The sequence below is a fragment of the Flavobacterium longum genome, assembly GCF_965137575.1.
In the GTDB taxonomy this organism is placed as follows: domain Bacteria; phylum Bacteroidota; class Bacteroidia; order Flavobacteriales; family Flavobacteriaceae; genus Flavobacterium; species Flavobacterium longum.
Genome location: NZ_CBCRZJ010000003.1, coordinates 249,245 through 263,665, shown reverse-complemented (window position 1 = coordinate 263,665; position 14,421 = coordinate 249,245). Strand labels below are relative to the sequence as shown.

The following is a 14,421-nucleotide window of genomic DNA, read 5'->3' as shown; positions in this document are numbered from 1 at the left end:
GGCGATTGTTACCAGAAAATTAGATTTGAATACTCGTGCCCTGCACATAGACTGGACTGCGTTAGGGATGGAAGCAAGCTACCGTGTAGCGCGGACAGCCCGGCGCGTAGCGCAACGCCCAAAAATTAACTGTGTTTTTGTAACAGGAATATTTACCTTTAGACCAACACGATTCAAACGACCACTTATGAAATCTATACTGAGATTTTTCGCTTTGTTCCTGATGGCCGCACCCGCTATGGCGCAGGAAAACCTAAAGTATCAACTGCCGCCGCAGGAAATTTTAGCGCTGGCCGATTACGATCGGGCGCCGTCGGTATCGATGGACACGAAAAAGGAATACATGCTGCTTTCTTACCGCGCCACGTATAAAACGCTGGACGACTTGAACCAGGATGAGATGAAATTGGCCGGGTTGCGCATCAATCCGGTGACGAATATCTCGAGTACGGTGACGTATATCAACAACCTGAAGGTCAGGAAAGTGAACGGCAAGGACGAAATCCAGGTGAGCGGTTTGCCGCAAAATCCGAAAATTGCGAATATCTCATGGTCGCGCGACGAAAAGAAAATCGCCTTTACGCACACGACTGCAACCGGCGTGGAATTGTGGGTGCTGGATGTGGCATCGGCCAAGGCAACGAAACTCACTGGGGCGAACCTAAATGCGAACCTGGGCAATCCGGCCGCATGGTACGCCGACAGTTCGCGGCTGTTGGTCAGGATGTTGCCCACCAACAGACCGACGCTCTTGGATGCCAAGAAAGACTTGCCTGCCGGGCCAATCGTGTCAACAGCGGATGGGTCAAAATCGCAGAACCGCACGTATGCCGACATGCTCAAGAACAAGAATGACGAAGCGAACTTCGAGACGCTCGTCACGTCTGAATTTTATACGGTGTCGCTCGATGGAAAAGCGACTTTGTTCAAACCTGCCGCCATGTATTACGGCCCGAACTTTTCGCCGGACGGAAATTATGTGATGCTCACCACGATCGAAAAACCGTTTTCTTACATCGTGCCGCTGAGCCGTTTTCCGATGAAAACCATTGCGTACGATTTAACCGGAAAAGCCGTGATGACCGTGGATGAATCGCCACTGAACGAAATCATGCCGAAAGGTTTTATGGCGGTGAAGAAAGGGAAGCGTTATGTAAGCTGGCGCGATGACAAACCCGCAACACTTTTCTTTGTACAGGCTTTGGACGAAGGCGATCCGGCCAACAAAGTGACGTTCCGGGACGAGTTGTTCCAATGGGATGCGCCGTTTGACAAAGCGCCCGTGGCCTGGATGAAAACACCGCAGCGTTTTTCGGATGTGGTTTGGGGCGATGCGCACACCGCAATTGTCATGGAAGAATGGTACGACACACGCAACACCAAGACATTTCTGGTTGACCCATCGGTAGCCGGTGGCAGCGCGAAAGTGATTTCGGACCGCAACTCACAGGACATTTACGCCGATCCGGGCGCGTTTGAAACGGTGAAAAACCAGTATGGCCGCCGCGTGTTGGCCATCGAAGACGGAAATATGTATCTGTTGGGCGAAGGCTTTACACCAAAAGGACAGTTTCCGTTCATTGACGAGTTCAACATCGGCGCGCTGAAAACCAAACGGCTTTACCAGTCCGCCTACACCGACAAAAAAGAAGATTTGTTGTCTATTGAAGATTTCAAGAACGGGAAGGCGTTGGTGATGTTGCAATCTAAGTCTGACTATCCGAATTACTATTTCCGCGATTTCAAAAAGAAGAATTCCCTAACGCAAATCACGGCATTCAAAAACCCGTTTGAAAGCATCAAGGACGTTTACAAGGAAGTGATCGCCTACAAGCGCAAGGACGGCGTGGATTTGTCTGGCACACTGTATCTGCCGGCGAATTACGACCGCAAGAAAAAAGACCAGAAACTACCGCTTTTGATTTGGGCATATCCGCAGGAGTTCAAAGACAAGAACAGCGCGGGCCAGAACAACAAAAACCCGAATGAATTTACGTTCCCGTACTACGGCTCGTTCGTGTATTGGGTCACGAAAGGCTACGCCGTGCTGGACGATGCTTCCTTCCCGATCATCGGCGAAGGCACGACCGAACCTAACGATACCTTCATCACGCAATTGGTGGACGACGCGGCCGCGGCCATTGATGCCGTGGACAAGCTCGGCTACATTGACCGCAAAAAAGTCGCTTGCGGCGGACATTCGTACGGTGCGTTCATGGTGGCAAACCTCCTGACGCATTCTGATTTGTTCGCGTGTGGCATCGCCCGAAGTGGCGCATACAACCGAACCCTGACGCCATTCGGGTTTCAGAGCGAGCAGCGCAACTATTGGGAAGTACCGCAGATTTACAACGGCATGTCGCCTTTCATGAATGCCGAAAAAATGAAAACCCCAATGTTGCTCGTGCACGGCGAAGCCGACAACAATCCGGGAACGTTTACGCTCCAGGCCGAGCGTTATTTCCAGGCGTTGAAAGGGCTGGGCGCTCCGGCGCGGATGGTGATCTTGCCGAAAGAATCACACAGTTATGTCGCGAAGGAAAACATCTTTCACTTGCTTTGGGAACAAGACCAATTCTTGGAGCGTTTCCTGAAGAAAGAAGTGAAACAAGAAACAGTGAAGAAGCCGGAAGTGAAGGGATGATTAGTGGCTAGTCGCTAGTGGTTAGTTGCTAGGAGGACGACTGTGCCTTTGTGCGTTGGACGTTTTACTACGCCACCGCTCCGTACCGTTCGCCCTGCGGGCTCGGGTGACGTTCTGCATTTTGGCATTCGAAAGAAATGGGCAGGGAATTAAAAAATCACAAATTTACGACGCGCTTTTTTGTCATTTCCTTAGATTTGTCTTTCACTTTTTCGCAATAATATGTATCATTCAAAAATAGCAGGGCTCGGTTTTTATGTTCCGGAGAACATCGTCACCAACGACGACCTATCTAAAATCATCGAAACTTCAGATGAATGGATTCAGGAACGCACCGGCATCCAGGAGCGCCGTCACATCATCCGTGGCGAAGACACCACAACCACAATGGGCGTCAAGGCCGCGAAGATTGCCATTGAACGCGCCGGTGTTTCCAAAGACGACATAGACTTCATCATTTTCGCCACACTCAGCCCCGATTACTATTTCCCTGGGCCGGGCGTGCTCGTCCAACGCGATCTCGGCCTGAAGACGGTAGGCGCGCTCGACGTCCGCAACCAGTGTTCAGGGTTTGTGTATGCGCTTTCTGTCGCCGACCAATACATCAAGACCGGCATGTACAAAAACATTTTGGTTATCGGTTCCGAAGTGCATTCCGCAGGGCTTGACATGACCACACGCGGCCGTGGCGTTTCCGTGATTTTCGGCGACGGCGCAGGTGCGGCTATTGTGAGTCGGGAAGAAGATTTGTCCAAAGGCATTTTGTCTACGCACTTGCATTCCGAAGGCCAGCACGCCGAAGAACTTGTCGTCAAAGCGCCGGGCATGGGCGGGCGCTGGGTGAGTGACATCCTTAAAGACAACGACCCGGACGATGAAAGCTACCTGCCGTACATGAACGGGCAATTCGTATTCAAGAATGCCGTAGTCCGGTTTGCCGAAGTCATCCACGAAGGTTTGCAGGCGAACAACCTGCAAGTGTCAGACATCGACATGCTCATTCCGCACCAAGCCAATCTGCGCATCTCACAATTTATCCAACATAAATTCCAGCTGTCTGACGACAAGGTGTACAACAACATCATGTCTTACGGCAACACCACCGCGGCGTCCATCCCGATTGCGCTCACCGAAGCGTGGGAAAAAGGCATGATCAAGTCCGGCGATCTGGTCGTGCTCGCGGCGTTCGGTTCAGGATTTACTTGGGGAAGTGTGATTATCCGGTGGTAATCAATCGGTCACGGTCAACTGCATAGACAACGACGTTTTGATGCTTTGTTCCCAGCCATTTTTTCCGAAAAACCAATAGTCCGGCGTTTCCGGATTGGACACGGCATCGAGCGACGGTTCGTAGAAAAACCAATCCTTATTGGTAGGTCCGTATTGTTTGTTCTGTTCGAGTTGCAGGAAATTAACCATCACGAAAATCCCGTTTTCAGGAAGCGGAATGGCGAGGTCTTTTAAATCGACTTCTGCCACGTGATGCCCTTTCTTAAAACGGCAAATGATGTTTTGCGTGTTGATGGGTTCACCGGGTTTTCCGTTTTCGCCTGCCGAATAAAGCGCAATGGCGACGATACGGTTTTTTTCCGACGAAAAGGCCTTGATTTTCAGCCGATGCAGAAATAGGGGTTGTTTGCCGTCATTCGGGAAATACTTCGCGACTATCGGCACCAACGCTTCCCGCGTACAGACAATCCCGACATCACCGTTCTTGAGTTTCCCGATCTTGAATTTTTTATTGCTTCTGGCGCGTTTCAAGGTAAGGTTGTCCAACGGAATGATGTTTTTGGCCATCAAAATGGTCGCGGTTTCCGGGATTGGAATGGTGTCAAGCGTTTCGTACCCAAGCGCGGAAATTTTGTAAAGCGTCCGCGAATTTCCTTCCTTTATATGAAAATGGCCAAGTGAATCAGACGAGGCTACGATTTGGTTGTCGCGCCAGAGATTCGCGTACGGAATGGGTTGGTCGGTGTCGCGGTCTTTCAAAAAAACTTTGATTTGTCCGGAAGCGGCCACCGAAAAGAGAAGAAATAGGGCGAGAAGACATTTCATAAAAGAATCATTTGCGTAAAGGTGCGCAAAATAAAAAATCCCGACAAGCGCCGGGATTTCCCAAATTAACCCAATAACATCAAAAGAATCCGCCGCCGCCTTGCTGGGTATTGTCGTCGCGCTGTTTGCGTTGCAACGCCCGGTTCTTGCCGGCGCCGAATGAATAGTTGAAACCGATGTAAACCGAACGGCTTTCCCAACCGAAACTGCCGGTTTGCGGGTACGGCACATCGCCGTCGAACCCAAATTCCTGCGTATTGAAAATATCGTTGAAACGTACGCTGAGCGTGGCTTTGTCTTTCAGGAAACTGTATCGTCCGCCTGCGTCGATCTTGTACATCGGCTGGCTTTCGAACTGCAGGCCTTGCACGCTGCCGCGGTAAAAGCCAAAAATCAGGAAACGCAGGCTTTTGGTTGCCCTGAAATTGCTGTTGATGCGCGCGTTCAAGGCTGATGCCGTGACTTCGCGGTTGGTGAATTCATAAGTATCGGTGTCCTGGTTCAAGATGGAGACCGCTCCTTTCTGACGGATGCTCGAAAAGTCGACCGCGGGTTGGATGTCCCACCATTTTGTGATTTTATAGTTCGCCGATACCTCAAAACCGAACGCCGTATTGGTGTCGAAATTCTGGAAGGACAAAATTTGTTTTTGTTCGTTTTCCGGATCCGGATACAGCACGCGGCTGATCTCGTCGTTGATGATGCGTCCGAAAATCCCGGCCGTGATGGAACCTTGTTCGATTTGTCGCGTGTAATTCACCTCAACGGAATTGGTGAACTGCGGGTCGAGTTCCGGGTTGCCCAGAGACGTCACGCGCGGTGTCGCGAATTCCCTGATCGGGCGCGTCTGCTCCAATGAAGGGCGGTCTACGCGGCGGCTGTAACTCACTTGCCACATGTTTTTCTCGGTAGGCGAGTAGGTCACCGATGCTGAGGGATACGCCGTAATGTAATCGTCTTCGTAAATCGTGTTGCCATACTCGGCGGCATGCACTTTATAACTTTCGAAACGCATGCCCAATTGGTAGCCGTATTTCCCGATTCTTTGCCCGAATGTGCCGTACGCCGAATAAATGTCGATGTCGTAATTGAAATCAGAATCGCTGGCCACGGGCTGCGGATCGCCTTCTTCCAGATTGTCGTCGGCGCCGGTCAAGTAGTTGTTTTCCGTACGTGTCACGCGGGCTTCTGCGCCAATTTCAAGTGTCGTACGTTCGTTAAGCGGCTTCACATAATCCACGTTGGCGGTCGTCAGTTTGCGGCGTTCACTCGTGTAATCCTGATAGAAATTGTCGCCCACGACAGCCGGATCAACGAAATCCGTCAGGAATTCGGCGCGCTGGACTTCCCTGAAATAATCGTGGTTGATTTCCACATCGAGCGTTTCAGCTTCTTTCGCAAACAGCTTTTTGTAGGCGATGTTGTAGGCGCCGTCTTGGTTGTCCGTGAAAAATTTCGATTGCTGGAACAATTGATCGGTGGAAATCGGCGATAAAACGTCGAGATCAATCACGCCGTTCCCGGAATAGAAATTCTGGTTCGTATACACCGAGATCGTGTTCTTGTCGTTGAGGTAAAAATCCATACCGAGCTTGAACAGGTGCGAATTGTTGTCGTTGACGATGTCGAACACCTGACGCGATTGGTCGTCCAGCCGGTAAATGTTGCCATCGTTGAATTGTTTTCCGAAATTGTCGCCGTATGTGCCGAAGAAATTCACTTTCCCGGTACGGTAGTTCATGTTTACCGAGTTGTTGATTTTCGGCGTCACGGCAAAGGTCAGCCCGGTGTTGATGCTGGCGTTGAAGCCGTCGTTGGCGTTTTTGTGCAATACGATGTTGATGATGCCCGACATGCCTTCCGGATTGTACTTCGCGCTCGGGTTGGTGATGAGTTCGATTTTCTTGATCGAGGTCGACGGGATTTGCCGTAGGAGTTGCGTGACATCGATGTTCGTCGGGCGTCCGTCCACCAACACCCGGACGTTTTCATTCCCGCGCAACGATATTTTTCCATCCTGATCCACGTTTACCGACGGAATATTCCCGAGGATTTCAGACGCCGTCGCGCCCGCCGTAGTCAGGTCTTTCCCGACGTTGATGACTTTCCGGTCGATTTTCTGTTCAATCGTGGAGCGTTCGGCCACGACCGTGACTTCGTTGAGTTTGGTCGATTCGTCGGCAAGCGCAATCGTGCCGAGGGAAATGCTGCGTTGCCCGGTTGTAAAATCTGCCGTGGCGAGATGCGTTTTGTAACCCATGAATTGGATTTCCACCGCGTAATTTTTCGGCACCAGGTTCTTGATGTCGAATAAACCATTGTCGTCGGTAATGCCGCCGGTGATGACTTTGTCGGCTTCCTTTAGGACAATCGTGGCGTAGGGCAGCGGTTGATTCGTGGATTTATCGGTTACTTTTCCCGAAAGTGTTGCATTTTGTGCCTGCATGGCAAGACCGGACACCAGAAGTGTCAGCGATAACAAAAAATGTCGCATGGGTTTGATTGATGATTGATGATTTCAGGCCATCAGACTGATACGTGCCTTGAATGTTACAGCGTCACAACGCTTTTTTTCTGTTAAAAATGCCAATGAGAAAAGACGATGCGGCTAATGAGCTGCGCGTGAATGACATAAGAAAAGGCTCCCACGAGAGAGCCTTTCAGAGATCAAAGAAAAATGGATATTGTCTAGCGCTTCATGGCAAAGTGCGCCCGGAATTCTTTCATGGCGCCGTTTTCTTCATAGTCAACGGAGAACCAATAGTCTGTAGATGGCATTTGTGCGCCATTGTATGTGCCGTCCCAACCTGCGCCTTCCGGCGTGATCTGCGCCAGGAATTTGCCATAGCGGTCGTAAATCTTAATTTTCGCGCTGCCTTGGTTGTCGAGTTTCAGGTCGGTGATGTTCCAGGTATCGTGGAAACCGTCGCTGTTCGGTGTGAAATATTTCGGGTAATTCACCACGAGTGCCGATGTGGACGAACTGCCGCAGCCGTTCTTGTCGCGGACCGTAATGGTATGGATGCCGGACGATACATTGTAGAACGTAGCACTGTCCTGGAATTCGCCGTCGTCGAGCATGTACTCATAGTCGCCGGTTCCGGTGGCAATCACGGTAATGGATTGGTCGTCGCTGAAATCTTCGCTCACCGCATACGCCACGACTGCCGGTTCAGATGGCGATACGGTCACAGATGTTGGCACGGATGCACAACCTGTTGCGATATTGGTGGCCGTTACGGTGTAAACGCCAGGCGTTACCGCGGTGTAGCTGCTTCCGGTGCCCACGAGCGTACCAGATTCGTTATGCCACTGGAACACGTGCTGTGACGCATTCAGGTTGGCGTAAATCGTGTAGGCGCGCAAGAGCGTTTGGGTTTCGGTGTCAAAACACATGATGCCGTCCTGTGGCGTCGGTTCAGGCAATTTGTTCACCCGGATGGTAATCATTTTGATATCATAACACAGCGGCGCCAAAGTATTGTTCACCCGGACGAAAGCCGTGGCTGCATTGGTGCTCGTGATTGGGTTGACGGCATTGTTCGCATCGTCGAAGTTGGCGTAGTAAGCCAAATTGAATTCGGCACCAGTCTGGCCAGCCAAAATCGTAGCAGTCAAGGTCGTCAGGTCAAAAGACGTTACGCCGTCGTTCGTGCCATCCTCGTCGCAAACCGTAGTCTGCGCTACCGTGACACCATGTGCAATTGGGGCGTCCACGATGGTTACATCGAAAGAAGTTTCGTCGGAACAAGTCGGTGAGAACGGCGATGCGGCATATACGTAAATCGTTTGCGAAGTCGTGATCTGTGCGCCCACATTCAGGTGCGTTCCTGTGCCGTTCGGGCCGGTATAATAGCCACCTACGTTGAGTGCTGGCAAGATGTACCGCTCGCAAGAAGTGACATCAGCTAGATCGTCCACCTTGAAGATGTTGACCAGGAAGCTTTGTTCGGCGGTACAATTCGGTGTCGTTCCTGTTTCGGCATATACATATACCGTTTGGTTTTCGGTCAATACATCGCCGGCGTGGAGCATCGTACCCGTTCCGCCAGATTGCGTAAAGTAATTTCCGACGGTCAGCGCCGGCAACGTGTATGAATTGCAAGCATTGGCCTGCGGAATCGCCGGGATTATCGGTGTATTGTTGATGGTAATGGTAAACGAATTCTCATCGGTACAGTTGATCCTTTCGCCAGATTCTGTATAGATGTAAAGCGTGGTCGAGGCCGTGATGACATCACCGGCATGCAACATGGCCGCATTGGCTGCAGGACCGCCCGAATTCTGGTAGTAATCGCCAATGGTCAGTGCAGGCAGGAAGTAGCTGTCGCAAGCCACGACGTTGGCCGGTTGGTCTGCTTCAATCGAGAAGATATTGATGTCAAAGCTGTTTTCAGCCGAGCACGGAGGCGTTCCTTCGTTGATGGCGTAGATGTAAATCTTTTGCGTGGTCGTGATGACCGTTCCTGCGGTGAGCATCGTGCCTGTTCCGCCCGGACCAGTATAGTAGTTTCCAGCGTCAAGTGCGGTCAATACGTACGAGTTACAGATGTCGATATCCGAACGCGAATCAATGGTTGGCAATGGGTTGATGTTCACGACAAAGTCCGATTCGTTGCTACAGCCGCCGCCCGGAACTTCGGCATAAATGTAAATCGTCTGCGAGGTCAGGATCACATCGTCCGGATACATTTGTACGCCGGTTTTGCCAGGGCCTGAATAGTAGGCACCATGGGTCAAGGCTGGCAACGCGTAGCTTTCGCATACCGAAACGTCTTCAAGAGCGTCAACCGGTGGTTGCGCCACAGCTACATTGAAGTGTAGATCGCCCACGCAGGCCGCCGCATTCGGGATATAGATGTAGATGGTTTGCGATTCGCTGATGACCGTTCCGCCGGGAATAACGTTGCCTGTTCCGCCCGGTCCGGTGAAATAGTTTCCGGAAGCTAGGACTGGCAACGTGTAAGGTTCACATTGTGCAATATCCGGTGGCATCGCCATCCCAATGGTGACCACGAATTGTTTCTCATCGATACAAGGGAATTGTGCATTGCCGCCCACCACACGCACAAAAATCGTCTGGGTGGTCGTGATCACGTCGGCGGCATGCAGTTCGGTGCCTTGCCCGTTGGGTTGCGTAAAGTATTGCCCGGCCGAAAGCGGCGGCAAGGTGTACGATACGCAATCAAATACGTTTGGCATGGCTGGTGCCACCGGCATCGGTAAGATGGTAATGTTCACGTCGGTATCGATGACGCAGAACGGCGCCACATCGGTCGTGAAATAGAAATGCAGGATTTGCGATTGGGTAATCACGGTTCCCGGAGGGATGACCGTTCCACCGCCGCCTGCTTCTGTCCGGTATTCACCACTTTGCGGTGATGGCACGGTGTAGCTTCCGCAATACGTACCGCCGGATGGCGACATGGTATTCGGATCCACAATCGTGACCTTGAAGTTCGTTGCCGACGGGCAAGTGCCAGGACCGCCCGGTTGGTTGTAGATGTAGATTGTTTGGGTTTGCGAGATAATGTCACCTGCAAAAAGAGGGTTTCCAGTACCGTTCGCACCTGTGAAATAGTTGCCGTTGGTGAGCGGAGGCAAGATAAATTGCGTACACACCAATACGTCGTCCAGATCATCCACCGGCGGACGCGGGTTCACGATTACGTTGAAGTGGCTGGTGCTGTAACAACCCGGATCGGTCGTGTTTTCCACGCGGATGTAAATAACCGTGCCGTTATTTGCGAGAAATGTAGGCCCGGAAATAGGGTTTGTGGCGGCGTTGGCATCGCTTTGCGAAATGTAAAACGTCACGTTGTGTACCGTTGCAGATTGCCCGTTGAGTGCCGGTGCAACATAATCGGCCATAGTGAGCGACGCATTTTGTTGCGTGATGGAACGCGCGCATTTGGTCACGTCCGGGAGTTGTGCGGCCACGGGCGGCGGTGAAGTGAGCAATTGGAAAGATTTCACCACGTAGCAATTGCTCATGTGGCTTTTGATCCTGACCCAGACTGTGGTGCCAGGCGCCGCGTTGTAAGTATTCGGAAGCGGATTTGTACCGGCTTCGGCATTGGCTTGCGTCGCATGATAGCTTACTTGGGTCGCCGGATCCATGCCGCTGGTCACGATAGGCGTGTTCAAGGCAAGGTTGTATGGGTATGTTGCCGCACCCATATTACACTTGTACAGATCAATCGGGCTTCCGGTGACCATCTGCGGATAATATTCTATCACGATATTATCCGTTACAGGTTGGCAGGAATTCACGATGTTGGTATAAGTTACGCCATACGTTCCCGGCGAGTTAACGATAATCGACGAACCGTGCGCGCCGCTCATCACTTGCCCATTCTTGGTCCAGACGAAGGTATATTCAGACGTGCTGAGATCGGTCGTTAAGGTGTAGCTTGAACCAAAACACAAGGCACGGCCGCTGGCTACCGTCAAATCGAGGCCCAATACGTCCTGGCCAATGTTGAAACTGTCCGAATTGATGAAAATCGCAGAGTCAGACTGCGAGTCTGAGCGGTCGGCAATCACAAGTTTGATGTGGTAAGGCGTGTTCGGGATGAGCGACGATGAGGCATTCAACAGCACGGTTTGTCCGTTGAAGTTGGTGGCCGAAGTCGCTGCCGCTGAACCGCCGTTGAACGATCCGAAATACTGTGGATTGGTTGACGGGCAAGAGGAATTGTAGAGAAAATCGCGAATCGTCACGACCGAAATCGGTGTGTTCGTATTCGGGACAACCGCCAAGTTCGTGGTCACACCCGTATTCATATTGGTGAGCAAAAACGCAAACGCGTCCGAGAACTGGCATTGGAAGTTGCCATATTCTTCAGAAGCGAAGACGAAGTCAAAGTTAAAGTGCGAGGAAATCGGGGTAAAGTCGAATTCCAGTACGGTCGCATTCACCGAACTCATGGTGATGCCCGCCGCGGCCAAGGTCGCTTGCAAAGTCGCATCGCCCGTCCAGCTTGATGAACCGTCGTTAAGCATCGACGTGTTTGGTCCAACGGCATTAAGCGCGTTGCCCGTACTCAGGATAACGCCGGATTGCATAGGGAAGCCAGGATTGGTGTTCGTGAAATACCCGATACCGTTAGATGAACTAAAATTCGTTCCGGTGCGCCACGTAACATTCGTGGCCTCGACACAAGGCGAGTTGATCAGGATGTTGTTCACCAACTGAGGCACGGTGTGGCTCGTGGTGCTGACGTTTATTGACTGCGCGTTGCCCAACACGCCAGCCAGTAAAAGTACTGCGGATAGTAGAATTCTTTTCATTGTGATAGATTTGACGGTTCAAAGATTGAGGAATTAATCGGTAAAGTGCAAAAAAAATCGATGAAATACACTTTTTTGAACAATACAAAAGTAAAAATCTTACAAAATGGAAATTAAAAACCATCTATTTTCAACAAAATGTGGTTGATAACTGACATTACACAATCGGATAGGGCAATGCTGTGATAACTATCGGTTTTCGATTATCTTTGCACGCGAAAAAAAGCACACATGGATCTCACCTCACTTTTGTCCCCGAAAATCGAAAAAGCTGTCCAGGAACTATTCGGCGTCAAGCTGGAAAAAGTAGAATTCCAAGCCACGCGACGTGATTTCGAGGGCGACATCACGATGGTTGTGTTTCCGCTTTTGAAACTCATCAAAGGAAATCCCGCCGAAATCGGGAAACAACTCGGCGATTATCTCGTGGCCAATTGCGCCGAAGTGTCCAAGTACAATGTTGTCGCTGGGTTTCTGAATATTGTCATTTCTGACGATTACTACTTTAATTTCCTGAACGACATCAAGGACAACCCGAGTTATGGTTTTGTCCAGCCAAAAGCCGGAGACAAAGCCGTGCTCGTAGAATATTCCTCGCCCAATACCAACAAGCCGCTGCACCTCGGGCATGTCCGGAACAACCTGTTGGGTTATTCGGTGTCCGAAATCCTGAAGGCATCCGGCAAGAACGTCCATAAAGTCCAGATCATCAATGACCGCGGCATCCACATCTGCAAGTCGATGCTCGCGTGGCAAAAATTCGGCAACGGTGAAACACCAGAAACGTCAGGACTAAAGGGCGACAAGCTTGTCGGGAAATACTACGTGGAATTTGACAAGACCTACAAGTCCGAAATCAATACACTCATGGCTGAGGGCAAAACCGAGGACGAAGCCAAGAAACAGGCACCAATCATCAAGCAGGCCCAGCAAATGCTGCTCGATTGGGAAGCCGGAAACCCCGAAGTCGTCGCGCTCTGGAAAACCATGAACCAATGGGTTTACGACGGGTTCGAGGAAACCTACCGCAACCTCGGCGTGGATTTCGACAAATATTATTACGAAAGCGACACCTATCTTCTAGGAAAAGATGTCGTGCAGATAGGACTGGAAAAAGGCGTTTTTGAAAAAGATCCGGACGGTTCGGTCTGGATAGATTTAACCGACGAAGGACTGGACCGCAAAATCGTGCTCCGGTCAGATGGAACAGCGGTTTACATGACACAAGACATTGGGACGGCCATTCAGCGGGTGAAAGATTTCCCTGATGTCGGCGGCATGGTCTACACCGTGGGCAACGAACAAGACTATCACTTTAAGGTATTGTTCCTGATCCTACAGAAACTCGGGTTTGAATGGGCGAAAGACCTGTATCATTTGTCTTACGGCATGGTGGATTTGCCATCCGGGAAGATGAAAAGCCGCGAAGGAACGGTTGTGGACGCCGATGATTTGATGGCCGAAATGGACCAAACGGCCGAGAATATCGCCCGTGAACTGGGCAAACTCGAGGATTTTTCAGACGCCGAAAAGAAGCAATTGTACCACACCATCGGCATGGGCGCGCTCAAGTATTACATCCTGAAAGTCGACCCGAAAAAACGCATCTTGTTCAACCCGGAAGAATCGGTTGAATTTACAGGAAACACCGGGCCGTTCATCCAATACACGTACGCGCGCATCCAATCGGTTTTGCGCAAATCAGACCTGGATATCAACGGCAACGTGGCGGCCATCGCACTCCACGAAAAAGAAAAGGAACTGCTCAAATGGTTGACGCAATTCCCCGAAATCGTGCAGGCCGCTGCAGAAAGCCACAGCCCGGCGCTCGTGGCCAATTATGTGTATGAATTGGTGAAGGAATTCAACTCGTTCTACCAATCGGTGCCCATCAACATGGGCGAACCCGACCAAAGCAAGCGAATCTTCCGTTTGCAACTGTCTAAGAAAGTCGGCGAAGTGATTTCCTCGGCGTTCAGTTTATTGGGCATTTCGGTTCCGGAGCGCATGTAGATTTGGGCGTTCCGGCCACTCTGTAAACGCCGTTGCCGTCGGGCTATCGGCTGCACGCGGTGCTTGCCTCTATCCCTAACGCGGCCACTGCAACGTGCGCCGCACGAAACGCTGAAAATCAACCGCGGATTCAAAAATTACATTGAAATTCTCGAACCCGCAGTATGTTTTTTAACGTTAATACCTGTAGTTGTGCACATTGTCTTTGGGCACTTTCCCATTGCCATTCGTGGCGCCGTTCGTGCCGGTGCGATCAGAAGCTGTTCCCGTGTTAGGGTAGGCTTTGCAGCAAACCAATACAATGCCTACAAAGGCAATCAATAATATGCGGAGGTAAACCATCTTTTTCATGACCGTAAGTTTTTAGGTTTATCGTAAAATTACATCCACAACGCCAGGCGCTTCCTATAAATTAG

At 50.9% G+C, this 14,421-nt stretch carries 7 protein-coding genes; 3 read left to right on the top strand and 4 right to left on the bottom strand.

Annotated features, from left to right (window positions below):
* Window positions 1-187: 187 nt before the first annotated feature.
* Both ACM9J1_RS06805 and ACM9J1_RS06800 read left to right on the top strand, forming a co-directional pair.
* Entirely contained in the window at window positions 188-2,644 is a 2,457-nt protein-coding gene (locus tag ACM9J1_RS06805; RefSeq protein WP_415581280.1) for a S9 family peptidase, read from the top strand.
* A gap of 222 nt (window positions 2,645-2,866) precedes the next feature.
* Window positions 2,867-3,874 (top strand): 3-oxoacyl-ACP synthase III family protein, encoded by a 1,008-nt coding sequence (locus ACM9J1_RS06800; RefSeq protein WP_415581279.1) that lies wholly within the window; start codon window positions 2,867-2,869, stop codon window positions 3,872-3,874.
* Here ACM9J1_RS06800 and ACM9J1_RS06795 read toward each other — a convergent pair whose 3' ends face one another.
* The 3 genes from ACM9J1_RS06795 to ACM9J1_RS06785 form a co-directional block, all read right to left on the bottom strand.
* Window positions 3,875-4,699: a peptidase associated/transthyretin-like domain-containing protein gene (locus tag ACM9J1_RS06795; RefSeq protein WP_415581278.1), complete on the bottom strand. Its 825-nt coding sequence runs from the start codon at window positions 4,697-4,699 to the stop codon at window positions 3,875-3,877.
* Between the two features lie 79 nt (window positions 4,700-4,778).
* The gene (locus tag ACM9J1_RS06790; RefSeq protein WP_415581277.1) at window positions 4,779-7,193 is read right to left on the bottom strand and encodes a TonB-dependent receptor; all 2,415 of its coding nucleotides are present in this window, start codon (window positions 7,191-7,193) and stop codon (window positions 4,779-4,781) included.
* A gap of 194 nt (window positions 7,194-7,387) precedes the next feature.
* On the bottom strand, window positions 7,388-11,992 hold the full coding sequence (locus ACM9J1_RS06785) for a choice-of-anchor L domain-containing protein (RefSeq protein WP_415581276.1): 4,605 nt from the start codon (window positions 11,990-11,992) through the stop codon (window positions 7,388-7,390).
* A gap of 231 nt (window positions 11,993-12,223) precedes the next feature.
* Here ACM9J1_RS06785 and argS point away from each other — a divergent pair, with 231 nt between their 5' ends.
* On the top strand, window positions 12,224-14,005 hold the full coding sequence (gene argS, locus ACM9J1_RS06780) for an arginine--tRNA ligase (protein ID WP_415581275.1): 1,782 nt from the start codon (window positions 12,224-12,226) through the stop codon (window positions 14,003-14,005).
* Window positions 14,006-14,182: 177 nt separating this feature from the next.
* Here argS and ACM9J1_RS06775 read toward each other — a convergent pair whose 3' ends face one another.
* Entirely contained in the window at window positions 14,183-14,356 is a 174-nt protein-coding gene (locus ACM9J1_RS06775; RefSeq protein ID WP_415581274.1) for a hypothetical protein, read from the bottom strand.
* Window positions 14,357-14,421 lie beyond the last annotated feature (65 nt).

Coding starts and splice junctions, on each gene's coding strand:
- ACM9J1_RS06805 (WP_415581280.1), top strand. CDS start 188: ATGAAATCTATACTGAGATTTTTCGCTTTGTTCCTGATGGCCGCACCC.
- ACM9J1_RS06800 (WP_415581279.1), top strand. CDS start 2,867: ATGTATCATTCAAAAATAGCAGGGCTCGGTTTTTATGTTCCGGAGAAC.
- ACM9J1_RS06795 (WP_415581278.1), bottom strand. CDS start 4,699: ATGAAATGTCTTCTCGCCCTATTTCTTCTCTTTTCGGTGGCCGCTTCC.
- ACM9J1_RS06790 (WP_415581277.1), bottom strand. CDS start 7,193: ATGCGACATTTTTTGTTATCGCTGACACTTCTGGTGTCCGGTCTTGCC.
- ACM9J1_RS06785 (WP_415581276.1), bottom strand. CDS start 11,992: ATGAAAAGAATTCTACTATCCGCAGTACTTTTACTGGCTGGCGTGTTG.
- argS (WP_415581275.1), top strand. CDS start 12,224: ATGGATCTCACCTCACTTTTGTCCCCGAAAATCGAAAAAGCTGTCCAG.
- ACM9J1_RS06775 (WP_415581274.1), bottom strand. CDS start 14,356: ATGAAAAAGATGGTTTACCTCCGCATATTATTGATTGCCTTTGTAGGC.